We start from the raw sequence: 22,412 nt of genomic DNA, 5'->3' as shown, positions 1-22,412 counted from the left end.
TAGAACGTCCGCGATGGGCGTGCTGAAGTTAGTCCCTTGAATCCTATTTGCCACCCGTTCGGCGACGCATCCTTCCGTGCGAACCACCGTTGACGTGCAATGTGCTCAACTTGCGAATAAGCGGTAAATCGGTCGTTCGGCGGGCGCTGATCGTCGGCGTCGCGACGGTCGTGGTCGCGGCCGGCGGCGCCGCCCTCGCCGAGGTGGTCTCGCCCGACCCGGTGACCTCGCCGTCGTTCAACGGCCCGGTCTACGCGGTCGCCTATCGCGGCGGCACCGTCTACGTCGGCGGAAACTTCACCACCGCCAACGCCGGCGGCAAGAACGTCGCCCGGACCCGGCTCGCCGCCTTCGACGCCCGGACCGGCGCGCTGCTGCCGTGGAACCCGAGCGCCGACGCTAACGTGCGCGCCCTCGCCGTCGACGGCGACGTGGTCTATGCGGCGGGCGACTTCGACACGATCAACGGCGAGCCCCGCGACGCGGTGGCCGGGATCGGCGCGACCAGCGGCCTGACCACCTCGCTGCGGCACACCGTGCTCGGCCAGCCCAACGCGCTCGTGACCGGCGCGGGGCGCCTCTACCTCGCCGGGCGGATCACCTCGGTCGACGGGGTTCCGCGCACCAACCTGGCCGCGTTCACGCTGGCCACCGGCGCGCTCGACGCGTGGGCGCCGACCGTGGACGACACCGTGAACGCCCTCGCGTACGCGAGCGACCGGGTCTATCTGGGCGGACGTTTCCACAAAACCAACGGGGTCAGCTCCACCCTTCGCCTGAGCGCGGTCGACCCGGCCACCGGCGTACTCGACAAGGGTTTTCTGCCGAAACCGGTGTCGCAAGTTTTCGCGCTCACGGCCGACAGCACCGGGGTTTATGCCGCCCTCGGCGGCCTCGGCGGACGAGCCGTCGCCTACACGCACGCGGGCGCGACCCGATGGACGCGGGTCTTCGACGGCGACGCGCAGGCGATCGCGGAGCTCGACGGCACGACCTATGTGGGTGGGCACTTCGACAAGGCGTGCACCACCTCGAACAACGGCATCAAGGGCGTGTGCACCGACGGCTCGGTGGCGCGCGGGAAACTTGCCGCGATCGACAGCCAGGGCAACCTGCTCGACTGGTCGCCGCAGGCCAACGGCGTGGCCGGGACGAGGCAGCTGGCTACCAGCGCGGCGCTCGGCGCGATCAGCGCGGTCGGCGACTTCACCCTGGTCGGCGGCGTGACCCGCAAGCGGTACGTGCAGTTCGCGGGGGTGACGCCGCACCAGGAGAAGGCCACGGCGGCCAGCGACTATGTGGCGTCGTACAACTTCGATACGACGATCGCGGACGGAACGTTCGACGACGGATCGGCGCACGGGCACCTGCTGCGCGCGGTGACCCGCAACGGCGGGAAGGTCACGCTGACGCCGCACGGGACCGGGCAGGCGCTGACGTTCCCGGCCAAGTGCACCGGCACGACCTGCCCGCGGCTGGTGCTGCAGGCCGCGGACACGCCCGACCTGAACCCGGGGGCGAGAAACTTGCGCTACGGCGCGTCGGTGCTGCTGGCGCCGGCCGAGACGGCCAGCGGCGAGAACATTCTCCAGAAGGGCTACTCGACCGGCGGCGGCCAGTACAAGCTGCAGGTCGACGGGGTTTCCGGCAAGCCGAGCTGTGGGATGGGCGGTGCGTCCGAGACGGCGGTGCACATCGCGCGCAGCCGCCAGTCGATCGCGGACGGGAAGTGGCACACCCTGGAGTGCCGCCGGACCGGGCCGACGCTGGCGATCCTGGTGGATGGGCTGGTGCAGGCGAGCGAGGCCGTGCCGGAGGATCTGGCAGTGACGTCGGCTCAGCCGTTCAGCATCGGCGGCAAGGGCGTGGGCGCCGACAACGACCAGTTCCACGGGTCGGTCGACGACATCTGGATCCACATCGGCTGAGTCAGGGGGTTGGCGTGGCGGCGGCCTCGGCGTTCTCCTCGCCCTGGTCGCCGCCGCCGCTTCCGCTTCCAGTGCCGCTGTCGCTGCCGCTGCCACCGCTCCCGCTGTCGCCTTCGTCGCCGCCGCTGGTGCCGGTGGTGGCGGTCGACTCGGGCTCGGTGGTCGCCGTGGGCGAAGTTTCCTTCGGCGTCGAGGTGGTGGTCTCGGTGGGGGCCTGGGTCGCGGTCGGCTTCGTGGTCTGGGCGGGGGCGCCGCCGGTGTTCGTGGTGGCGGTGGCGCCGGGGGTCGTGCTGCCGCCGTTCTTCGTGGCTTCGCGGTTGCTGTTCTTCTTGGTCGTGTTGCCGGCCGGCGCGGCGGGGGAGGCGTTGGTGCCGCTGGTCGCGTTGGGCGGGGTAGTGGCGGGAAGGTTTCCGCCGGTGTTGGCCAGGAGCAGGACGGTGGCGAGGGTGCCCAGCACGATCAGGGCGGCGGCGGCCAGCAGAATGTTTCGCCGCTTGTTTCCTGGGCTGCCGGGCGGGCCCGGTGCCCACGGCGGTTCGGGCGCTCCCGGCGTGGCGGGGAAGATCGCCGTGCCGGTGCCCGCCGCGCCGCCTGGGCGTGTCACGGCCGCCGACCCGGACCACGCGCCGTCCCGGAGCCCGCCGGCCGCTCCGTCCGCGCCCGCCACGCCCGCGCCCGCCATACCCGCGCCTGCCGCGCCCGCGCCTGCCGCGCCCGCGCCGGCCGCTCCGAGCAGGCCGGTTGCGGCCAGGATCGCCGTCGTTCCCGCGCCCGCCGATGCCAGCTCCGCCGCGTCGGCCATCGCCGCCGCCGACGAGAAGCGGGCCGCCGGGTCCTTGGCCATCGCGGTCTCCACCACGATGCGCACTGGTTCGGGGACCTCCCGGGGCAGGGGCGGCGGCTCCTCCTTGAGGTGATGCAGGGCGATCTGGATCGGGTTGTCGCCCATGAACGGGGGATGCCCGGTCAGGCAGTGGTAGGCGACGCAGCCCAGCGCGTACACGTCGGCCGAAGGCCCGGTTGTTTCCTTGGAAACTTGCTCGGGTGCGATGTAAAGGGCGGTGCCCACCACCTCTTTCGCACCGGTCAGCGCGGCCGACTCGGCCGAGCGGGCCACCCCGAAGTCGACCAGCACCACCGTGCCGTCCGGCTTGATGATCAGGTTTCCCGGCTTGACGTCGCGGTGCACGATGCCGGCCTGGTGCGCCGCCTCCAAGGCCCGTCCGGCCTGCGCCACGATCGACATCGTCTCGGCGGTCGTGAGCCGCCCCCGGGTCGCGATCCGCTGGTTGAGCGCCTCACCCTCGACGCGGGCCATCACGATGTACGCGTCCGGCCCGCTCTGCCCGTAGTCGTAGACGTCCGCCACCCCGGGGTGGTGCAGGACCGCCATCGCCCGCGCCTCGTGCTTGAAGCGTGTCTGGAAACCGGGATCCTCCGCTCGGCCGGCGTGCAGCGTCTTCACGGCGACGTCGCGGCCGAGCACCGTGTCGGTGGCCTGCCAGACCTCGCCCATGCCGCCGGCCGCTATCCGGTCGTCCAGCCGATATCGATCACCGAGAACTTCTCCAGGGTGGGGCATGTTGTCCCTCTACCCACTCGGCGCGGCGCTGAAATCTCCCGTCCGGCGTATCTTCTGCCAGCCCAGCCGCCGCCCGGTCAGCGCCGCGAGCGCCGAGGCGAGCAGCACCGCGTACATCACCTGGCGGTAGACAACTTGCTGCAGCGGAAGCGTCCACAACGGGCGCAGACTTTCGTGGTCGAGACGGAAAGCCAGCACCGCCGTTATCGTCTGGACGAGCAGCATGGCCAGCCAGCCGAGCAGCGTGATCCGCCGGTCCAGGAAGATCAGCCCGTACACGGCCATCAGGTCGATCAGGGGCGCGAGCAGCGGCAACACGACGCTGAAGAGCGCGATGAACGGGATCCGGGTACGGCCGAAATGACCGTGCCGATGTTTCCACAGCGCCTGCATCGTGCCGTAACTCCACCGGTACCGCTGGCGCCACAGCTGCCGCGGGGTGGCCGGCGCCTCGGTGTAGGCGACCGCGTTCTCCTCGTAGACGACCCGCCACCCTTTCTGCTGGATGGCGAGGGTCAGATCGGTGTCCTCGGCCAGGGTGCCGGTGCTCAGTCCCCGGGTGTCGTCGAGGGCCTTCCGGCGGAACGCGCCGAGCGCGCCGGGGACCGTCGGGATGCAGCCGAAAGTGTCGTAGAGCCGCCGGTCCAGGTTGAAGCCGATCACGTACTCGATGTGTTGCCACTTTCCGATCAGCCCGCGCCGGTTGCTCACCTTGACGTTTCCGGCGACCGCGCCCACTCGCGGGTCGGCGAACGGCTGGACGAGTTTGTGCACCGAGTCGGGCAGCAGCATGGTGTCCGCGTCGACCATGACGATCAGGTCGTCGCTGGACAGGGCCACGCCGGTGTTCAGTGCGCGGGCCTTGCCGCCGCTCGGAATCCGAACAACCCTGATATTTCCAATTTCTTCCAGTGCCTCGGCGGTGCCGTCGGTGGACTCGTCGTCGACCACCAGGACCGACACGTCCGGGTGCGCGGAACGGGTCATCGACGTCACGGCCGGCACGATCGTCTCGCGCTCGTTGTAGGCCGGCACCACGATCGTCACCGGATCGTTCACCTCGGGGCCCCACGACCAGGTCGGGGAACGCCGTCGCCGGGCGTGCGAGATCGAGAACACGAACAGGATCAGGGTGCGGATCACGATCAGTCCGCCGGCCAGGATCAACAGGGCCCAGAGCAGCCGCAGGATGCCGTCCGAGCCACGGATGGTCCAGGCCAGCGCCCGGCCCCGCCAGACCTCCGCCGTACCCGCCTCGGGGTTGGCCTGCCCGGTCACCGTGCTGAACCGGTACCCGCGCTGCTGCAACAGCGGGATCAGCCGGTCGAGCGCCGCCACCGTCTGCCCGCGGTCGCCGCCGGCGTCGTGGAACAGCACGATCGCGCCCTCGTCGCTCTTGGGCGTCGCGTTCTGCACGATCCGGTCGGCGCCCGGCCGCCGCCAGTCCTGGCTGTCCAGGTCGTCGAGCACGGTCAGGTAGCCCTGCGCGCCGACCGCCCGCACGGTCGCGTAGTCGTCGTCGGTGAGCGCGTCCGACGTCGACGAGTAGGGCGGGCGGAGCAGCGCGGTTTCGCGACCGGTCGCGTATGCGATCGCCAGTTGGGTCTGCGAATTTTCCAGCTGTTTGCGCCACTGCGACAGACGCGCGAGATCCGGGTGGGTGAACGTGTGCGCGCCGATCTCGTGGCCCTCGGACGTGATACGCCGGGCCAGCTCGGGATGCCGCGCAACCTCCGACCCGATCACGAAGAATGTTGCCGGCACATGATGCTTGGCGAGCACGTCGAGAATCCGTGGCGTCCACGTCGGATCGGGACCGTCGTCGAAGGTCAGCGCGATCGTCCGGGCCGGCATCCGCCGCGAGGTGGGCTTTCCGTTGTCCATCCCGATGATCGGCCCGCCGTCCTGCACGGTCGCGGGCACGTCACCGGTCGCGGAGTCGCGCGGGGTGGTGCCGTCCGGGCTGAACCCGGCGTCGGTGTACACCTCGACCACCACGACGGTCCCGATCAGTAGCAGCGCCACCAGCGCGAACAGCAATCTGGGGCCACGCCGGGGCCGCCGCGGGACCGTCTCGGCGGGCGCCGGCGTCCCATAGACCGTCACCGCGACACCGAGACCGACGGCACCGGCCGCGGCGGCGGTGCGGCCGGCCCGACCAGCTGACTCACCCACACCGCCGCCAGCGCCACAATCAACAAGACCCCCATCGCGTACGCGAAAGCGCGTATCCGCCGGCGCCGGGCACCACTCGGATCCACAAAGACCGGCTGGGTCAGAGACACGTCATGCTCGACGATGCCGGTGACCGCGTGCTCCGGCAGCTGGGCTTTCCCCACGGCCTGCCCGATCTTCGCCCGGCCGCGCGGGGGCCGCCGCACGGGCGCGCGCCCGGTCGGCTTCTCCTCGGCCGCCGGCGAACTTTCGTCCTCGGTCGCCCGCCGGCTTTCTTCCGCGGTTGCCCTCCGACTTTCTTCCTCGGTCACTCATCGACGCTAAGAGAAGCGCCCCGAGCCCGCATCTCAGCCGGAGAACCGTGCGGCCGCCGTACCCGTCAGAAGAGCGGACGGAATCCGCCTGCCGCACACCACCAACAGCAGGTCAGCGGCGCTGCCGCCCAGCGGCGTGCCCTGGCCGAGACTCCAGTCGAGGTCGTCGGCCTCCAGCCGCACGCCGGACAGGTCCGCGCCGAAGTAGCGAATGTTCTTGCTGTTCATCGAGTCGAGGATGATCCGCACCCGCGACGCCGGCGGTCGTCGCTCGAGGCCGAGCCCGACCGAGATGTCCAGCCCGTGGATGACGTCGTGGGAGAGCGCGCCCACGATCCCGCCGCCTGGCGGCCGCCACTGATGCTCGATGTTGTCGCGCAACGACGCCAGCAACTCCGCGTCGCTCAGCCGGGCGGTGTCCTGCTTCGCCTGCCGATCCGCCATCCGATGAAAGTTCCCCCGCGCCTTGAGCATCCCCAGCGCGAAACTTGCCGCCGACATCCGGAACGGCATGGTCATGTGCGCGACCACCTCCCGCACCCGCCACCCCGCGCACAGCGACGGCGCGGCCCACTGCTCGGGCGTCAGGGCTCCGAGCATCGCGGCGAGCTCGGTCCGCTCCGCCACCACCGCGTCCCGCAGCGTCTGGTCATCCATGGTTGTCGTCTCCTCCGGCGCGCGCCCCACGGCACGCTTCGGAGGGTGTACGCCCGGCGCGGCCCGAACTAATCGGTCGCGCTTAAATCCGTTGCCGGGTCGCCGCGTCCGGCCGTACGGTTTTAATCACCGACCGATTCCAGGGCGTAGGAGAAACGATGACACGGCATATCCCGACGGTTCCGCAGCGGCTCACGCCGTGCGGCCGGGTTGTCGTGACCGGCCTACGAGGTCTTCCCCTGCCCGTTCCGGGAGGCAGGCGCCGCTAGCGCACGCTGGCGATCGTCGAGCCGCCCTCCCGGAAACGCGGGATCGGGCGGTTTTTCTTTGCAATTTTCCCGCGGTTGTAGCTCAGCTGGCAGAGCGCCACCTCGCCATGGTGGAGGCCACCGGTTCGATTCCGGTCAGCCGCTCGAAACAAGTTGCCCTCGTGGCCCAACTGGCAGAGGCACGACGTCGAGAACGTCGACGGTGCGCGTTCGAATCGCGCCGAGGGCACGGTCCACCCGCCCGGGTAGCCCAACGGAAGAGGCACGCCGCCCAGGACGGCGCGAGTGCGCGTTCGAATCGCGCTCCGGGCACGAAAGAAACAGCGGGATGTGGCGCAGCTTGGTCAGCGCACCGGTCTGGGGGACCGGGGGCCGCCGGTTCGAATCCGGCCATCCCGACGCAGGAAAACGGGTCGTGGCGCAGCTTGGCAGCGCGCTCGCTTCGGGAGCGAGAGGCCGCCGGTTCAAATCCGGCCGACCCGACGAAAGAAACGCCCATATAGCTCAGCGGAAGAGCGCCGCTTTCACACGGCGGAAGTCCCAGGTTCGATCCCTGGTGTGGGCACGGTGGCCGTAGCTCAGCAGGTCAGAGCGCCGGGTCGTGACCCCGGAGGTCGTCGGTTCGAAACCGTCCGGTCACCCTCAAGCCCTCGTAGCTCAGTGGAGAGAGCACCGGATTCCGAGTCCGAAGGCCGCTGGTTCGAGTCCAGCCGGGGGCGCGACGAAAGTAGTCCGCTGACCAGCACAGATATTCGCGACCAGGCAAGTCGAGGCTCGCCTTCGGATCGGGATGTAGCAGCGGATGTAGCATCACGCGCCGACAATCTTGCGGAGTACGCCGTCCATCTTGTCGGCGGTGCCCTTGCGCACGCTCTCGAAGACGTGCACGTAGATGTCCGCGGTCGTCGCCTGCCGGGTATGGCGCAGCATGCTCTGCACCTCCTTGATCGAGGCGCCTTCGGCAAACGCCAGCGAGGCGGCGAGGTGCCGCAGGTCGTGCAACTTCATCGCCACGTCCGCCCGCTTGCACACGGCCGCCCATGCGCGGTTGACGCCGCGCGGCTCGATCGGCGTACCTACGCGGGTGGCGAAGATCAGGTCAGGGTCGAGCCATACCCGAGCCGCGAGCCGGGCGGCCACCTGCTCGCGGCGATGCTCGCGGAGTAGCTCGACCAGCGCGGCCGGCAGGCTGAGCGTCGCGCGGGACTCCGAGGTCTTCAGCTGTTTCTCGACCAGGCGACCCCGGCGCCGCCCGGTCTCCGGGTTGGCCTCGGCATCGCGAACTCGCCGGATCTGCTTGTGGAGCCGGGTCGTCGCCTTGTCGAGGTCGGTCAGTGACCACCGCATGCCCAGCGCCTCGCCGCGGCGAGGTCCGAGCGCGAGCATCGTCAGCCACAACACCCGGCGCTTGTCATTGATCATCTCGGCAAAAACGCGAGCCGCGTCGTCCTCGCTCGGCGGCGCGGCCGGTTTGCTCTGCCCGGCCGGCAACGGTACGAGCGCGAAGACGTTCCTGCCGATCAGCTCGTCGCGCATCGCGTCGTTCAGGGCTCGGCGCACCGCCCCGTGCGCCATGCCGACCGAGCGCGGCGAGTACTGCTTGCCGCGCGAACTGCTTGCCCGCAGCCGGTCGCGCTGCCACGCGCGCACATCCTCCGTGGAGAGCCGGTTGCGTTTCGCCTTAGCGATGTCGGTCGGCAAGACGTGGATCTCGATCTTCTCGCGATAGCTGTCGGCAGTGCTCTCGTCGAGATGGCCTGCCTCGACCTGGCCGGCGACGAACACGTCCAGCCACCACCTCAGATGCTCACCGAGCGTCGGATCTCGGCCGACTGTTACCGGACGGCCGGCCTCAATCTCGGCGAGCAGCGTCCGCCGGGCTTTCAATGCAGCTTTCTCGTCGTCGCCGTAGACGACTTTCCGCTTGCCGCTCGGCAGCATCACGGCCGCACACCATTTGCCGTCGCTCTTGCGCTGGTAGACGCTGCCCTCGCCTGATGGGCTGCGCTTGCTGGTCACCGCGTCCCCCGCTTCCGGGCGGGCGGAAGGAAGCCGCGGAGCCGCGCCTCACGCACCCATGTGTGGACTGTCGGAGGCTTCACTCCCGCCTCGGCAGCCATCGCTGCGACCACGTGCGGAACTGCACGAGCCCACGCCTTGTAGTGCTCGGCAACGAGCTGGGAGAACGCGACCGGGTCCGATCGGTCGGCATCCTTCAGTGGCGTTAGATCGGCGATCTCCGCCTGGACCTGGTCGAAGGTCTGGTTCAGGGAACGAGCGTTCTCGATTGCCGACACGGGAACCTTGCGCAGCGTCTCCGCCGTCACGGCATCGCCTGGGCCGTATGGCCGAATGTCCGCGAGCACCAGCACGCCGGCGAGGACCGGCCGACCATCCTCGTCATGCCGTAGCGCGGTGAACATCGCCGCGCCGGTCCTGGAGTGGTCCTTGTGGACACCGTCCCATTGCAGGCCGGTCTCGCGGGTCAGGGTCTCGGCCAGAGCATTTACGAAGCTCTTCGTCTCCGGGTCGTACTTCAGCGGGTCGCGTTCAGTCACGTTCAACACGGTACGCGCGAGCTGTCTAGCTCGTCAATGAACCGCGCTGACTTGTAAAAGATCTGCTCGTCCTGTATTCCTGTCGCAGTGGTCAATGAACGTGACCCACTCATGGAGGAACGATGTCGAGCACATTAGCCACGCCTCTGCTGCTGACGCCCGAACAGGCCGCCGCTCAGCTCGGGATCGGGCGAACCAAGATGTTCGCCCTCATCGGTGGGGGTGAGGTCGAGTCGGTGACGATCGGTCGCCACCGCCGCGTGCCCACAGACGCGCTCGCCGCCTACGTCGAGCGTCTACGCGCCCAGCAGGCCAGCACCGGAGCGGCGGCCTGACCCGTGACCCCCGACAAGAACGCCCGCCCCGGACGGCGATCCGAGACGGGCGCGAAGCAGGCCGGGCCGGCCGACGCCAGCGTACTCACCTGGGCCGAGGTCTACGACGATGCCGAGCGCTGGATCAGCTGGACGGCTCGGCGCCGTTGGCCGGATTTCGCCGTGAACGACCAGGTGTGGGCCTGCTCGATCACCGCGTGGGAGCTGCACGGGCGGAGGTCCGCCGCATGACCGGTCAGCCGTATCAACTGCTGCCACCCCTGGCTGCCGACGAGTATGCCGCCCTGCGCGCGGACATCGAGGCGCACGGGATCCGGGTGCCGATCGACGTCGACGAGGCCGGCCAGGTCCTCGACGGTCACCACCGCCAGCAAATCGCGGCAAGTCTCGGAATCCCTTGCCCCACAAGGCTTGTGGACGGGCTGACCGAGGACCAGAAGCGCGAGCACGCTTTAGCTGTCAACGCCCAGCGGCGGACTCTCAGCCGCGAGCAGCGGCGCGCCCTGGTCGTCGCGGAGCTAGAGCGCGACCCATCCCGGTCCGATCGCGCGATCGCTCGACTGTGCGGCGTCGACCACAAGACGGTGGCCGCCGTACGCCGCGGCGGGTGGGGAATTCCCCACCCGGTCACCGCGGCCGCTACCGGAGACGCCGAACAGGTGCGGTCGGCACTGGCCGAGGCTGAGGCCGCGGTCGAGGGCGGTCTGCGGTCGCTGGACGGGCAGGTCATCGTCATGCTGCTGCGCGGCGACGCGCCTACCCAGGTAGTGGGCTGGCTGGCAACGGTCTGGCACCGCTTCGAGACTGAGGCGACGAACATGGGCGAGGACTTCCTCAGCCCTCTCCGCAAGGTGTTGTACGCCGACCGTGTCACCGAGGTGCTGGCGTGGCCGGGCGGATGGTACGCCGCCGAGTGCCAGCGTGAGCCGGACGAGCTGAGCGAGATCTACCACGCGACGATCGGGGCGGCGCGTGACTGACCAGCTCCTCATCGAGCGCCCCGCTGCCCGCGTCGGCGATGCGGGCAAGCCGCGGTGCGCTGCCACCACCGTCCGGGGCGGGGCGTGTAGGGCCTGGCCTGCGCGCGACGGATTCCCTTGGTGCGCCTCGCATCGGTGGCTGCATGGACGGGTCGGTGCCCAGTGACCGACGATCCGTACCGCCGTGTACTCCGAGCCCTGCGCGACCGCGGTCTCGAGGTCCACGAGAGCGGCCAGAGCAAGGCCAGCGTGCAGTGCCCCGTGCACGACGACCACAACGCCTCGGCGACCGTCAGCCGCGGCGACCGGAAGGCCGTCGTGTTCAGCTGCATGGCCCAGAAGGGCTGCACGTACGACGACTTCCTCGCCGCCCTCGGGCTCGACAAGGCGGCCCTGGCCGACCGCACCGAGCGCGCTGTATGGACCCCGTACGGCGACGCGGTGGCGGTCTACCCCTACCGCGACGAGGCCGGGGCGCTGCTCTTCGAGGTGTGTCGCACGGCCGACAAGCAGTTCCCCGTGCGCGTGCCCGACCCGTCCCGACGGTCCGGCTACCGCTGGAAGCTGGCCAGCACCCGACGGGTGCTCTACCGCCTGCCCGAGGTGATCGCCGCCGTCGCCGCCGGCAGGCCGGTGTTCGTGACCGAGGGTGAGAAGGATGTTGCCACGCTTGTCGGGCTCGGCCTCGATGCGACGTGCAACCCGGGCGGGGCAGGCGGCGGCTGGCGGCCCGAGTACAGCGACTCCCTGCGCGACGCCAACATCATGATCATCGCCGACGCCGACGCGAACGGGCGTAAGCACGCCCGCAAGGTCCGTGCCGCCCTGGCCGGCATCGCCGCCACGGTGGAGATCGCCGAGCCCGCCGGCGGCTGCAAGGACGTGACCGACCACGTGGTCAAGTTCGGCGGCCTGGACGGCCTGCGCTACGAGGACGACCTGAGTGACGACACGCCGGATGAGCCGCCCGCCGAGGACGAGGCGCCGGAACCAGAGGCCATCAAGCCTGCCCTGACGTTCTCCACCGTCGCCGAGCTACGTGCCCGCGTTCGGGCGGCAGGGCCGCGGCGATGGCTGCTGCGCGGCCTCTGGCCGGCCGGGGACTACGGCGTCCACGCGGGCGAGATGAAGGCCCAGAAGTCGTGGAACACGGTCGCCGCGGCGGTCGCGGTCGCATCTGGGACGCCGTGGCTCGGCTCGGTCGACGTCGACCTGTCCGGGCCGGTCGTGATGTTCGCGGGCGAGGGCGGCGAGGCCGACCTGCTGCGCCGCATCGACGCCGTAGCCGCTGCGGCCGGGCTGAACGCCGACGACCTGCCGATCACGATCTGCGCCCGGGCACCGCACCTTCGCAACGTCGTGCACCTGGGCGAGATGGCCGACCAGATCGAGCGAGAGCGCCCTGTGCTGGTCACCCTCGACCCGCTGTACCTGTCGGCCGGCGGCGCCAAGGGCTCCGACCTCTACGCCATGGGCGAGCTGCTTGAGCGGCCTCAGCACCTGTGCCAGGAGGCCGGAGCAGGGCTGTGGGTCACCACGCACACCAACCGCAAGGAGGGCCGCGGCGCGTCCCGCATCACCGGCGCCGGCCCGGCCGAGTGGGGCCGGGTGCTGGCCACCGCCACGGTGAAGAGCCGCAAGGTCGACAAGGTCACCCGCGAGACCACCGTCATCACCGAGCTCGACTTCATCGGCGGCAGCATCCCCGGCGGCACGCTGCGGGTGACGCGACGGATTCGCGCCGACGATCCTGACGACCTCGATTCGCCGCTGCACTGCTGGGTGAAGGGCGAGTTCGTCGACGAGGACGAAACGGACACCGAGCGGCCCAAGATGCCGCCCTCGCGAACCAAGCTCCTCGATGCGCTACGCCACTTCTCGGGCGCGCCCGTGACGGTCAAGGCGCTGGTCGACCACATATCGACTTTGCACGGTCACGGGTTGACCCGCGAGACCTGCTCACGGGAGCTGAACGCACTTCTCGCCGACGGCCATGCCGACCGCATTGACCAGGGCAAAGGCGCTGCGGCCGAGTGGTTCGTGACCAGCGACGGACAGGCGGTGGACCTGTGACCATCACACCCCCCGTCACACCCGATCACAGGGGTGTGCGTGATGTGACCGCCGCCCTTATAGGGCGGTCACGTCATCACACCCCCCTCCCGCATCCCGTCACAGCGAAGGACATCAATGTGAGTGACGTGCCCAACCCGTACTCCGATGAGGAGTGGCAGCAGCGCCTCGCGCAGGCGGTCGGCAAGACCCTGCACAAGAAGGCGGCGGCGCGCGACGAACGCCGCGAGCGCCAAGCACGACGAGACGCGGGCCTCAAGCAGCGGCACAGCACGAAGCTGACCCAGCACGACGCCGCCACGGTGGTCGACGAGAGCGGCAGTCGATGCCGGTACCTCGTGAGCGAGGCGCCGCCGAGGCCGTGCCCGAACGAGCGGCTGCCGGGAGGCGAGTGGTGCCGCCCTCACTTGACGCGCGCTGTCCAGTTGGCCCGGCGACTCGGGCTCGACATGGAAGGGGAACGACCGTGACTCAGCAACCAGCGTGCTGCGCCGGCCTCGGCGAGGTCTGCCCGCAGCATCAGCAAGCCCAACGCGTGCAACGGCAAGCCAGCACCCGAGACGCAGGAGGACCGATGACCGACGCATCCGAGAGTGACGTGGAGCTGGCGAGCCGGCTTGCCGGAGTCGTGGTCGACCCCGACCCGGAGCGAGCCGCGATCTACTGCATGGACTGCCGTACGCCCAACCTCGTCGTCACCAAGGGACCGACCGGGCCACTGCTCGCGATCGGCCACGACACCGAGTGTCCGACGTACGCGGCCATGACCGATGACCAGCGCACGGTGATCGGCGAGGAGGCGGCACTCGTGCACACCTGCCGACAAGAGGTCGCGGACTGGCGAGAGCGGGCCGATCGGTGAAGGCGCTCGCGGCCACAGCTCGCACGCAGGGCGACGAGAGCTGGGACTTCAGCTTCACTGTGCCCGGCGAGCTGGTCTACCTCGGGCTCATCTGCGGGCGAGACGAGTACGACCCTGACGGGCCCAACGCTTGCGGCTGCGCCAAGGCGTTCATCGGGCTCAACAGCGGCATGGCCACCACGACGGCCGAGGTCCGGGAGATCCCGCTGTCGGCCGAGGACTTCCGGGAAGCGGTGCGCTCCAGCCTCGAGCAGAGCGGCTGGGCTGCGCTGGGCGCCGACCCGGGCGACTTCGTGACCGAGCTGGCTGAGATCGCAGCCGACTACCCGGTCGGCACGGTGCTCGGCCGGCGCATCGACGACCTGATCGTGCGCACGCAGGGATGACCGTGCAGCCGCAGCGGACGCCCGCCGCAGTCGCGATCGGCGGTGGAGTCTGGCTCGCCCCCGCTCTCGCCGAGCCGGTGTGGCGGGCACTGCGGGCCGAGATCGAGCGGCGCCGGGCCGACGGTGGCATGGTGCGGCCCGAGGTCGCCCAGGCGCTGGATGCGTTGCGGGAGGCGGCTCTCCGGTATCTCACGGACGCGAACGGACCAATTTCGCGGACATCCGCGGACATTGATCCATCATCGGCGGCGAGTGCTAGCGCGGTGCTCCCCACCTCGACCTTGGCCGACCATCTCGGCGTCTCGCCTCGCCACGTACGCCGGCTGGCCAAGGTCGAGGGCATCGCACCCCTACGCCGCAACCAGTGGGCCGCCGAAGACGCGGCGGCCCTAGTAGCTCGGAGGCGTCAGTGACCAGTCCCGACCCGGCGCTCGCCGCCATCCTCACCCGCCTGCGCGGCGACGGCAGCCTCACCGGGCCCGCGCCGCTTCCCGACGTCCGCGAGGACCGGAGCTACACGCAGGCGCTCGCGGCCAAGGAGACGTACACCGCGGCCGCCGCCCAGGCCCGCAACGACTCCCTGCAGCACCCGGCCGTACGCGCAGCCGCCGTGGTCAAGGCGTACAACGCCTGCATCCAGACGCTCGCCACGCTGCACGAGGATCTCGAGAGCCGGCGCCGGACACGGCAGGAATGGATCGAGACCCAGCTGCCCATCGGCCCCGGCATCGCGCCGGGCACCACACCGGCCGACCGCACCGTGCTGCTCGCCGCGTTCAACGCCGCACTGGCCAAGGCGCGGGAGACAGGCACCGCCGGCCGAGCGTCGATGCTCGCCGACGCCGAGCGCTTCGGCGACGAGGCCGTACGCCGCGCCGTCTTCACCGCCAGCTACGACGTCAGCGAATGGCAGCTGCTCGACCGATGGATCGACAGCCACTCGCCCGCGACCCGCGGCCTGGTCGACGAGTGGCGCACGCTGCAGAACCTGCTGCTCGGCTACACGGGCGAGATGCAGCTGCGCTTCGAGCAGATGGCGTTCGCTCAGCCGCCCAAGCCCAGCGAGGTGTACGAGCTGCCGCGCCTGGTCGAGACCTTCAACGCGACGGTGCGAGCACACAACGGCTCGCAGGCCGTACGCAGCGGTCAGGCGCGGGCACAGAACATCCTCGACCTCGGTCAACTCCTTACCTGAGCAGGCATGACTACAGAGAGGCATAGGGGGCTTCCCCTCCGTGTCCATATAGGAGCGGACCGCCGGGGAGGGGCAAAAGAAGCCGGGACCCCTGAAACGTCTGGACCTATTGGCCGAGTCGCACGCGAGGTGATCAATGTCTGAGGCTCCGAAGCCACCTACCGGCTTGCGCGCCGGCGGCCAGCGCCTGTGGGACTCGATCACCGGCGAGTTCGAGCTGGACGAGCACGAACTGTCCCTCGCCCGGGAGGTGTGCCGCACTGTCGACCAGGTCGACGAGCTGGAATCGATCGTCCGGCGCGACGGCGCGATCATCGAGTCGCCGCAGGGCCTGAAGACGCACCCGGCCATGGTCGAGGCGAGGCAGCAACGCATCGCGCTGGCGCGCCTCCTGGCGGCCCTGCGCATGCCCGCCGGCGACGAGGGCGACAAGGTTCAGGGTCGGCGCGAGCATCGCCCACAGAGGCGCTCAGGGGTCCGCGGCGTGTACGGCATCAAGGGCGGGAAGGCGTCGTGAAGCGCCGCGAGGACCCGTTGGCGAACCTGGGCGAGCTGCCTGACTGGTTGCCGAGGTTCGAGCTGGCGAGGTGGATCGACACGGACGCCCAGCCGCCGGAGGGCTGGGCCTTCGACGACGCGACTTGGCGGCACATCGTGGCGCACCAGCGCTGGGTGGACGCTGGCCGGGCGTGGCTGGCCGAGCGTGGCGTTCATCGCGGCCATTTCGCCCTGACGCGCCCGCAGGCGGTGTCTCGGTGAGGCGGCGCGTCGTCGAGGATCCCGCGGCTCAGGTCGAGGTGCCGATGTGGATCACTCACCTCGAGGTCGGCCTGCGCCACATCGGCAGCGTCGACGAGCACGGCACGGTGTCACTCGATGGCGTGGATCGGCTGAACGCCCGCCGAGACGCTTGGCTGCGCGAGCGCGGACTGGACCCGCGGGGCGTGCTGTGAGGCGCAGGGAGCCCACGCGCCGAGACGACCGGCCCGAGGCCCCGCTCTGGATCCGGCAGTGGAACTTCGGCCGCCATCGCTTCGGCGCTGCGCCCGACGAGGGGCCGGGCGGCCCGGCTACCCGGCGGTGGCGACAGGCGCAGGACAAATGGTGCGTCGAAAACGGCTGCTGGCGCCCGGGCAAGTCCTGCGCCGAGGTCTTCAAGTTCTGCAAGCTCGAGCGGCCGTGTGGGGCCGAGGAGAGGCTAGGTGCCTGATGGCTTTGCGGACCGTCGGGGTACGCCTTACGGCTGATGTAAGTCAATACATGTCCGGCCTCAAGCGCGCCGGCGCGGCAACGAAGGACTTCGTCGGCGAGCTGGACAAGTCCGCCAAGGCGGGCTCGCTCGACCACGTGGCCGACCGGGCGGCGCTGCTCGGCATCGGTCTGGCCGGTGCGGCGACTGCCGCGGTCAAGATGCGCGCGGACTTCGACAAGGCGATGTCGGGCGTCAGGGCGGCCACGCACGCCGGCGCGGGCGAGATCGATCGGCTGCGGGCAGCGGCAATAGAGGCCGGCAAGAGCAGCTCCTACAGCGCCACCGAGGCAGCCGACGCGATCACCGAGCTGTCCAAGGCGGGCGTGTCCACCGCCGACGTGCTCGGCGGCGGACTCAAGGGCGCGCTGTCGCTGGCGGCGGCCGGCCAGCTCGACGTCGGCGAGGCGGCCGAGACCGCGGCGTCCGCGATGACGCAGTTCAAGCTGTCCGGCAAGGACATCCCGCACATCGCCGACCTGCTCGCCGCCGGCGCCGGCAAGGCGCAGGGATCGGTGCACGACATGGGCATGGCCCTGTCGCAGTCCGGCCTGGTCGCAAACCAGTTCGGGCTCAGCGTCGAGGACACCACGGGCACCCTCGCGGCGTTCGCGAGCGCTGGCCTGATCGGCTCCGACGCGGGCACGTCGTTCAAGACGATGCTGCTACAGCTGGCGAACCCGGCCGAGAAGACCAAGGACCTCATGGAGGACCTCGGCATCCAGGCCTACAACGCGCAGGGCAAGTTCGTCGGCATCACCAACCTCGCCGAGCAGCTGAAAGACAAGCTCGGCGGCCTCACCCAGGCGCAGCGTGACGCCGCCCTCGCGCAGATCTTCGGCACCGACGCGATTCGCGCCGCCAACGTCCTGTACGAGCAGGGCGGCGCGGGCATCCAGTCCTGGGTCGGCAAGGTCAACGACGCCGGCTACGCAGCCGACACGGCCGCCGAACTGACCAACAACTTGGCCGGCGATCTGGAGCGCCTGAAGGGCTCCCTGGAGACGTTCGCGATCGAGTCGGGCGGCGGCGCGACCGGCGGCTTGCGCGCGCTGACGAAGAGCACCAATGCGTTCGTCGACCAGCTGAGTCTGCTGCCCTCCGGCATTACTGGCACGGTGACGGTGCTGGCCGCGCTCGGCGGCGCTACGGCGCTCGGCGCTGCGGGCTGGGTCAAGATGCGCAGCAGCACCGCCGACGCGCTCGAGGAGCTCCGGGCGACCGGGCCCGCGGGCGACAAGGCCGCCGGCGCCCTCGAGAAGACGACGAAGTGGGCAGGGCGTGCTGCGGTGGCGTTCGCCATCACGCAGGCCGCCGCCGCCGGCGTGAACGCGGCGTTCGGCAGCGACCTCAACCCGCAGGTCGACGCCCTCGGCCAGAGCCTCGACCAGTGGGCCACCACAGGCGCGAAGTCCGGCGAGGCCGCCCGGTTGCTCGGCGACGACTTCAAACACCTGGGCTACGACCTCGGAACCCTCGACTCCGGTTTCTGGACCGGCCTCGGCAACGGCGCGGCCGGAGTCGCCGAGTCGATCAGCGGCCTCGGCGGCGTCATGGACGAGAGCTTGCAGCACGCCAGAGAACGGCTTTCGGCGATCGACAGCACGCTGGCAACGATGGTCCAGAACGGCCAGGGCGAGCAGGCCGCGATCATCTTCTCCAAACTGGCCGGCGAGGCGAAGAAGTCCGGCGTCTCCGTCGACGAGCTCAAAAAGGGGATGCCCGGCTACGCCGCGGCCCTCCAGACCGCCGGTACGGCCGCAGGCGGGCTAGCCACGGCCACTGCGGGGATCGCCGGGCCCACCGAGGACGCCACCACGGCGACCGCGGAGTACAAGACCGCGGCCGACGCCGCGGCCGGCGCGGCCCTCGGCCAGCGCGACGCCATCGCGTCGCTGTCCAACTTCATGAAGGCCCAGATCGACCCTGTCTTCGGGCTGATCGACGCGCAGAAGAGCCTGAGCACGGCACAGAACGACGCCCGGCAGGCGCAGAAGGACCTGTCGGCCGCGATCCGCAAGCACGGGGCGGACAGCAAGGAGGCCCGGGCGGCGTCCGCCAAGCTGGACGAGGCGACCCGGACCCTCACCGGCTCGGCCGTCGACCTGCAGGGCAAGGTAGGCGCGCTCGGCGGAAGCTTCGACGGCAAGATGACCCCGGCGCTGTACTCGACGCTGCGTGCTGCTGGGCTGACCGACACCCAGATCAAGAACGTCAGCGGCCAGTTCAGGGACGCCAAGAAGGCGGCTGACGCCTACGACGGGAAGTACGAGGCGATTGCGTCGGCGCCGGGCGCGAAGCAGGCCAAGGCCGACCTCGACAAGGCATACACGGCGGCCAACCACTTCGCCGGGCCGTACCGGGCCAACGTCTCGATCAGCGGCGACGTGAACGTCGGCAAGCGCCTCGACCGGCTGCGCGAGCTGCAGGAAAGCCTCAAGGCCGGCAAGAACATCTCCGTCGCGAACGCCATGGCGAAGAAGGGCTTCGGCTATGCCGAGGGCGGCTGGACGGGGCCGGGCGCGAAGTACGACGTGGCGGGCGTGGTGCACGCCGACGAGTACGTGGTCAACAAGCAGGCCCGCGGGAACCTCGAGGACGCCAAGCCGGGCGGCCTGGATTACATGAACCGCACCGGCCGCTGGCCCGGCTTCGCCCAGGGAGGCCTGGTCGGCTGGCCGTACCGCACCACCGCGGCGATGACCCGGGTCCCGTCGGAGAAGGAGGCCCGCGCTGTCGTCGTGCCTGCCCTGCCGTCCGGCGGGCGGACCAGCGACTGGATCGTCCGGGTCGTGCGCGCCGCCTTCCCGGGCATGGAGGTTCTCTCGAAGGACCGCCCGGGCGCGATCACGTTGACCGGCAACCGGTCGTATCACGCGATGGGCCGGGCCGTGGATTTTCGGGCGTCAAAGCCGCTGGCCGAGTGGATCAACGCGAAGTACTTTGCGGCGACCCGCGAGCTGATCACCCCGTGGCAGTCGCTGAACATCCAGAACGGCCGCCGCCACGCCTACTCGTCGCTGGTCTACAACCAGCACAACTTCGCTGGCGGCAACCCGCACGACCACTGGGCGATGAAGAACGGCGGCACGATCTCGGAGCCGATCCTCGGCGTCGGCGCGTCGGGCCGCACCTACAGCTTCGGCGAGAACTATCAGCCGGAGCGTGTCATCCCGAACTGGCAGTCCTCCGCCGGCGGCGGTGGCGGCGGCAACACCACGGTCATCAACCTGACTGTGCCGATCGCGGCCGGCGCCAACCCGGTCGAGCACGGCCGGCAGATCGCGCAGGGCCTACGGCCGTGGCTCGACGCCGGCGGCACGATGGTGCTGCAGAACGGAACACGGGTGTTCTGATGGCGCTGCCACAGGTGTACGTGGATGTGGGCTTCACCGCATCGGGCACCGGCAACGTCTTCACCGGGCCGGTCGGCAGCCGCATGGAGCTGCAGGCCTGGCTGTCCGCGTCGATCGACGACCTGCGGCGCAGGGGACAGCTCTAGGCGTCGCGCCCGAGATCGGGCCTGTGCTCGCTGATCCACTGCTCGACCTCGGCGGTCCACCAGACCCGCCGACCGCTGGTGAGTCCTGGCTCCGGGAAGTCCGGCCTCTTGCTGAGGCGGTACGTCTGGCTGCGGCTCAGGCCGAACCGCTCGACCAGCTCACCGAAACCCACGAGGTCGAGCTTCACGCCGCGCCTCGCGGCCGGGTCCACGCGATGAAGCGCTCGAACGCGTCGCCCAGCGGGCCTGGCCCCTGGTCGAAGATGAAGCTCTCCAGGTAGGTCCACATCAGCACCGCGGTCCCGGTCGGGTCGTCCTGCTTCTCGGCGAGCAGGTTCTCTCGGGCCGCGTTGCACGGCCACTCGTCGCCGCACACCCGGCACGTCCACGCCGGCCGCTGAGGCACGTGAGTGGGGCGCGGCGGCTCGCCCGTCACCTTCATGTTGAAGCCGCGGAAGGTGTGCAGCGGGCGCTCGTTCATCGCTCGGCCCGTGCCTGCTCGATGAGCCGGCTCAAGGCTGCGGTGTGCTCGGCGGCCGACCGCTGCGGTGTCTCCTTGATCAGTCGTGCCAGGCGCCGGCGTCGCAGGAGCGCGCGCAGGCCGGGTATCCGTCGCAGCATTGTCGCCTCCGGGGGACGCGGGACCAAGGGGGCGGCGGCGGGGCCACGGGGTTCGAACGCGCTGCTCCGCCGCCGTCAACCTGATCGTGGTCGGGGGATCACCGGGTGTGGAGTAGGGGCGCGTCCCCAAGCTGTCCGCGGACACCCATCACGGACGGGCTCAGCTTCCGGCCTGGCGCTCCAGACGCTCCGCCTCGTGTGCCAGGGAAGCCGATCCTGTCGACGCAGCCAGCACGCGCACCTCGGCGATCAGTCCCTCGGCCACGTCGCGGTCACCGGCCTGCAGGTGCGCCTCGGCGAGCCGAAGCTTGTAGTTCGCGCCGAACTCCGACCCGGCGACCAACGGCCCCGCCTCGGCCAGGCCGGCACGCAGCTCGCCGATCGCGTCGTCGTTGCGGCCCAGAAGCCCGTACGCGAGTCCGCGCTGCATCCGCAGGTAGCCCGGCGTGTAGAAGTACGTCCACGGCGGCTCGCCCTCAGGGTGCGCGGCCGCCGCCGCCATCTGCTCGTCGGCCGCATCGAAGAGCCGCTCGACGTCACCGGCTTCGCCGAGCAGGGCATGCCCGCGCGCTTCCTGCTGAGCGGCCATCGCCCGCAGGCCCGGGCTCAGCGCGTGCCCCGCCGCGGCCGCGGACAGGCCGATCACGGGCCCGGGCTGCCGTGCCGTCCAGGCGAGGTGCCCGCGCATCGACAGCGATGTCGCGATCAGGTTGTCGTCACGCGCCTCGGTCGCGTGCTCCAACGTGCGCGCGTACCGGGCTCGTGCCGCCGGCCCCCTGCCACTGGCGGCCTGTAGCCATCCGGCGAACTGCTCCCACTGGCCGGCCACATCCACGACCCGCTCCCGGATGGCGCCGCGCGCCTCGTCGGCCAGCTCGTCGACCAGTCGCAGCGGCTCGGCGGTGACCACGATCAGACGCTCGGCACCGATCGAGTCCTCGAGGCGGCGCATGCTCGCCAGCGTCGCGGCAAGGGCATCGACAGCCGCAGTGTCGACCGTGCGCGGCGCGGCAGCCACGTACGCGAGCCGCTCGGCACTCCCGTTCGCACCGGGCATGCGAGCCGCAGCGGCCAGAATGCCGCCGGCGCCGAGAAGCGCGTCGACGCGCTCGGCCTCGACCGGGTCGGGAACCTTCGCGCCCGTGCGCCATTCACCGATCACGGTCTTCGAGTGGTTGGTCAGCTTCGCGAGCTCGCGCACGGACAGTCCACGTTCGTCGCAGAGGCGGCGCAGCACGTCGCCGAAGAAGCCCGAATCGTCCACGGGGTCACGTCCCTGCTTGCGGTCAGGGGCGGCGGACCGGCCCGCAAGAACCGGTCACGCCAACACGAGCGTACGCCCGAAGGCCGGAGCCGTTCGGGCACCCGAACGAGTGAGCGTCGTACGCCCCGCCCTGCCGGTCGTCCACCGATCGGTGGACGGTGATCTCGTGCGGTCGCACCGTACGGTGCGCAACATGGGCGCATTGAAGATCTGGCATCTGCTGGTCTGCCTGCTGTTCGTCTTCGGCGTGGCCGGGGTCATCGCCGCGATCACGGTGGCCGTACGCCGCAGGTAGCTCACGACGCTTCGAGGCTTCTGCCGGTCGGGCCCGTCTCCGGCGCTCGGGATTCGGCACCTGCGTGCCGATCTGGATTGCGCATTCGCGTGCGCGATTCGGCCACGCCCTGGCCGAATCCGTGAGCCGCGCGCGGGTCTCGGCGACAACGGAAGCGGCCCGCCCCG

At 70.4% G+C, this 22,412-nt stretch carries 26 protein-coding genes and 8 tRNA genes; 24 read left to right on the top strand and 10 right to left on the bottom strand.

The window, feature by feature from the left end; genetic code table 11:
• Positions 1 to 101: 101 nt before the first annotated feature.
• Positions 102 to 1,928, top strand: a complete 1,827-nt coding sequence (locus ACQPZX_RS29515; RefSeq protein ID WP_433361972.1) for a LamG-like jellyroll fold domain-containing protein — start codon at positions 102 to 104, stop codon at positions 1,926 to 1,928.
• A gap of 1 nt (position 1,929) precedes the next feature.
• Here ACQPZX_RS29515 and ACQPZX_RS29510 read toward each other — a convergent pair whose 3' ends face one another.
• Genes ACQPZX_RS29510 through ACQPZX_RS29495 form a run of 4 tightly spaced genes read right to left on the bottom strand, consistent with a single transcriptional unit; the run spans position 1,930 to position 6,656 of the window.
• The gene (locus tag ACQPZX_RS29510; RefSeq protein ID WP_433361969.1) at positions 1,930 to 3,510 is read right to left on the bottom strand and encodes a protein kinase domain-containing protein; all 1,581 of its coding nucleotides are present in this window, start codon (positions 3,508 to 3,510) and stop codon (positions 1,930 to 1,932) included.
• A gap of 9 nt (positions 3,511 to 3,519) precedes the next feature.
• The gene (locus ACQPZX_RS29505) at positions 3,520 to 5,616 is read right to left on the bottom strand and encodes a bifunctional polysaccharide deacetylase/glycosyltransferase family 2 protein (protein ID WP_433361966.1); all 2,097 of its coding nucleotides are present in this window, start codon (positions 5,614 to 5,616) and stop codon (positions 3,520 to 3,522) included.
• On the bottom strand, positions 5,613 to 5,996 hold the full coding sequence (locus tag ACQPZX_RS29500; RefSeq protein WP_433361963.1) for a hypothetical protein: 384 nt from the start codon (positions 5,994 to 5,996) through the stop codon (positions 5,613 to 5,615). Before ACQPZX_RS29500 ends, ACQPZX_RS29505 begins: the two co-directional genes overlap by 4 nt.
• 36 nt (positions 5,997 to 6,032) lie before the next feature.
• Entirely contained in the window at positions 6,033 to 6,656 is a 624-nt protein-coding gene (locus ACQPZX_RS29495; RefSeq protein ID WP_433361960.1) for a maleylpyruvate isomerase family mycothiol-dependent enzyme, read from the bottom strand.
• Between the two features lie 340 nt (positions 6,657 to 6,996).
• Between ACQPZX_RS29495 and ACQPZX_RS29490 the strand changes: the two genes are divergently transcribed.
• The 8 genes from ACQPZX_RS29490 to ACQPZX_RS29455 all read left to right on the top strand — a co-directional run bounded on the left by ACQPZX_RS29490 (position 6,997) and on the right by ACQPZX_RS29455 (position 7,644).
• A tRNA-Gly gene (locus ACQPZX_RS29490) sits at positions 6,997 to 7,069 on the top strand.
• 11 nt (positions 7,070 to 7,080) lie between these two features.
• A tRNA-Leu gene (locus ACQPZX_RS29485) sits at positions 7,081 to 7,154 on the top strand.
• Positions 7,155 to 7,164: 10 nt separating this feature from the next.
• Positions 7,165 to 7,237 (top strand) — tRNA-Leu (locus ACQPZX_RS29480).
• Between the two features lie 12 nt (positions 7,238 to 7,249).
• Positions 7,250 to 7,324, top strand: a tRNA-Pro gene (locus ACQPZX_RS29475).
• Positions 7,325 to 7,334: 10 nt separating this feature from the next.
• Positions 7,335 to 7,408, top strand: a tRNA-Pro gene (locus ACQPZX_RS29470).
• A gap of 10 nt (positions 7,409 to 7,418) precedes the next feature.
• Positions 7,419 to 7,490, top strand: a tRNA-Val gene (locus ACQPZX_RS29465).
• A gap of 2 nt (positions 7,491 to 7,492) precedes the next feature.
• Positions 7,493 to 7,566: transfer RNA gene (locus ACQPZX_RS29460), tRNA-His, on the top strand.
• 5 nt (positions 7,567 to 7,571) lie between these two features.
• A tRNA-Arg gene (locus ACQPZX_RS29455) sits at positions 7,572 to 7,644 on the top strand.
• A 91-nt stretch (positions 7,645 to 7,735) separates the two neighbouring features.
• Here the strand turns inward: ACQPZX_RS29455 and ACQPZX_RS29450 are convergent.
• Complete coding sequence (locus tag ACQPZX_RS29450; protein ID WP_433361957.1) at positions 7,736 to 8,866, bottom strand: tyrosine-type recombinase/integrase; 1,131 nt, start codon at positions 8,864 to 8,866, stop codon at positions 7,736 to 7,738.
• A gap of 74 nt (positions 8,867 to 8,940) precedes the next feature.
• A complete protein-coding gene (locus ACQPZX_RS29445; RefSeq protein ID WP_433361954.1) occupies positions 8,941 to 9,483 on the bottom strand; it encodes a hypothetical protein in 543 nt (180 codons plus the stop codon).
• A gap of 122 nt (positions 9,484 to 9,605) precedes the next feature.
• On the opposite strand from ACQPZX_RS29445, the gene ACQPZX_RS29440 reads away from it, so the two are divergent.
• The 14 genes from ACQPZX_RS29440 to ACQPZX_RS29375 all read left to right on the top strand — a co-directional run bounded on the left by ACQPZX_RS29440 (position 9,606) and on the right by ACQPZX_RS29375 (position 20,065).
• Positions 9,606 to 9,818 carry a helix-turn-helix domain-containing protein gene (locus ACQPZX_RS29440; protein ID WP_433361951.1) on the top strand — a complete coding sequence of 71 codons (213 nt, stop codon included), beginning with the start codon at positions 9,606 to 9,608 and terminating at the stop codon, positions 9,816 to 9,818.
• Positions 9,819 to 9,821: 3 nt separating this feature from the next.
• Positions 9,822 to 10,049 carry a hypothetical protein gene (locus ACQPZX_RS29435; protein WP_433361948.1) on the top strand — a complete coding sequence of 76 codons (228 nt, stop codon included), beginning with the start codon at positions 9,822 to 9,824 and terminating at the stop codon, positions 10,047 to 10,049.
• Positions 10,046 to 10,798 carry a ParB N-terminal domain-containing protein gene (locus ACQPZX_RS29430; protein ID WP_433361945.1) on the top strand — a complete coding sequence of 251 codons (753 nt, stop codon included), beginning with the start codon at positions 10,046 to 10,048 and terminating at the stop codon, positions 10,796 to 10,798. The genes ACQPZX_RS29435 and ACQPZX_RS29430 overlap by 4 nt, the downstream gene beginning before the upstream one ends.
• A 162-nt stretch (positions 10,799 to 10,960) precedes the next feature.
• The gene (locus tag ACQPZX_RS29425; protein WP_433361942.1) at positions 10,961 to 12,871 is read left to right on the top strand and encodes an AAA family ATPase; all 1,911 of its coding nucleotides are present in this window, start codon (positions 10,961 to 10,963) and stop codon (positions 12,869 to 12,871) included.
• Between the two features lie 119 nt (positions 12,872 to 12,990).
• A complete protein-coding gene (locus ACQPZX_RS29420; protein ID WP_433361939.1) occupies positions 12,991 to 13,341 on the top strand; it encodes a hypothetical protein in 351 nt (116 codons plus the stop codon).
• Between the two features lie 104 nt (positions 13,342 to 13,445).
• Complete coding sequence (locus ACQPZX_RS29415; RefSeq protein ID WP_433361936.1) at positions 13,446 to 13,733, top strand: hypothetical protein; 288 nt, start codon at positions 13,446 to 13,448, stop codon at positions 13,731 to 13,733.
• Complete coding sequence (locus tag ACQPZX_RS29410) at positions 13,730 to 14,119, top strand: DUF7715 family protein (protein ID WP_433361933.1); 390 nt, start codon at positions 13,730 to 13,732, stop codon at positions 14,117 to 14,119. Before ACQPZX_RS29415 ends, ACQPZX_RS29410 begins: the two co-directional genes overlap by 4 nt.
• Entirely contained in the window at positions 14,116 to 14,532 is a 417-nt protein-coding gene (locus ACQPZX_RS29405; protein WP_433361930.1) for a hypothetical protein, read from the top strand. Before ACQPZX_RS29410 ends, ACQPZX_RS29405 begins: the two co-directional genes overlap by 4 nt.
• Entirely contained in the window at positions 14,529 to 15,314 is a 786-nt protein-coding gene (locus tag ACQPZX_RS29400; protein ID WP_433361927.1) for a hypothetical protein, read from the top strand. Before ACQPZX_RS29405 ends, ACQPZX_RS29400 begins: the two co-directional genes overlap by 4 nt.
• A 136-nt stretch (positions 15,315 to 15,450) precedes the next feature.
• Positions 15,451 to 15,831, top strand: coding sequence for a hypothetical protein (locus ACQPZX_RS29395; protein ID WP_433361924.1), 381 nt, complete (start codon positions 15,451 to 15,453; stop codon positions 15,829 to 15,831).
• Positions 15,828 to 16,073, top strand: a complete 246-nt coding sequence (locus tag ACQPZX_RS29390; RefSeq protein ID WP_433361921.1) for a hypothetical protein — start codon at positions 15,828 to 15,830, stop codon at positions 16,071 to 16,073. Before ACQPZX_RS29395 ends, ACQPZX_RS29390 begins: the two co-directional genes overlap by 4 nt.
• Entirely contained in the window at positions 16,070 to 16,267 is a 198-nt protein-coding gene (locus tag ACQPZX_RS29385) for a hypothetical protein (RefSeq protein WP_433361918.1), read from the top strand. The genes ACQPZX_RS29390 and ACQPZX_RS29385 overlap by 4 nt, the downstream gene beginning before the upstream one ends.
• A 307-nt stretch (positions 16,268 to 16,574) precedes the next feature.
• Positions 16,575 to 19,919, top strand: a complete 3,345-nt coding sequence (locus tag ACQPZX_RS29380; protein ID WP_433361915.1) for a phage tail tape measure protein — start codon at positions 16,575 to 16,577, stop codon at positions 19,917 to 19,919.
• Entirely contained in the window at positions 19,919 to 20,065 is a 147-nt protein-coding gene (locus tag ACQPZX_RS29375; protein WP_433361912.1) for a hypothetical protein, read from the top strand. The genes ACQPZX_RS29380 and ACQPZX_RS29375 overlap by 1 nt, the downstream gene beginning before the upstream one ends.
• Here ACQPZX_RS29375 and ACQPZX_RS29370 read toward each other — a convergent pair.
• The 4 genes from ACQPZX_RS29370 to ACQPZX_RS29355 all read right to left on the bottom strand — a co-directional run bounded on the left by ACQPZX_RS29370 (position 20,062) and on the right by ACQPZX_RS29355 (position 21,950).
• Positions 20,062 to 20,253 carry a helix-turn-helix transcriptional regulator gene (locus ACQPZX_RS29370; protein ID WP_433361909.1) on the bottom strand — a complete coding sequence of 64 codons (192 nt, stop codon included), beginning with the start codon at positions 20,251 to 20,253 and terminating at the stop codon, positions 20,062 to 20,064. The genes ACQPZX_RS29375 and ACQPZX_RS29370 overlap by 4 nt on opposite strands.
• Positions 20,250 to 20,546, bottom strand: a complete 297-nt coding sequence (locus ACQPZX_RS29365) for a hypothetical protein (protein ID WP_433361907.1) — start codon at positions 20,544 to 20,546, stop codon at positions 20,250 to 20,252. The genes ACQPZX_RS29370 and ACQPZX_RS29365 overlap by 4 nt, the downstream gene beginning before the upstream one ends.
• Positions 20,543 to 20,686, bottom strand: a complete 144-nt coding sequence (locus ACQPZX_RS29360) for a hypothetical protein (protein ID WP_433361904.1) — start codon at positions 20,684 to 20,686, stop codon at positions 20,543 to 20,545. Before ACQPZX_RS29360 ends, ACQPZX_RS29365 begins: the two co-directional genes overlap by 4 nt.
• A 160-nt stretch (positions 20,687 to 20,846) precedes the next feature.
• On the bottom strand, positions 20,847 to 21,950 hold the full coding sequence (locus tag ACQPZX_RS29355; RefSeq protein ID WP_433361901.1) for a helix-turn-helix domain-containing protein: 1,104 nt from the start codon (positions 21,948 to 21,950) through the stop codon (positions 20,847 to 20,849).
• Positions 21,951 to 22,059: 109 nt separating this feature from the next.
• Here ACQPZX_RS29355 and ACQPZX_RS29350 point away from each other — a divergent pair, with 109 nt between their 5' ends.
• Entirely contained in the window at positions 22,060 to 22,245 is a 186-nt protein-coding gene (locus tag ACQPZX_RS29350) for a hypothetical protein (protein WP_433361898.1), read from the top strand.
• The last annotated feature ends 167 nt before the right edge of the window (positions 22,246 to 22,412 follow it).

The sequence above is a fragment of the Actinoplanes sp. CA-142083 genome, assembly GCF_050942195.1.
GTDB lineage: Bacteria > Actinomycetota > Actinomycetes > Mycobacteriales > Micromonosporaceae > Actinoplanes.
This window is presented reverse-complemented; position numbering and strand designations above follow the sequence as displayed.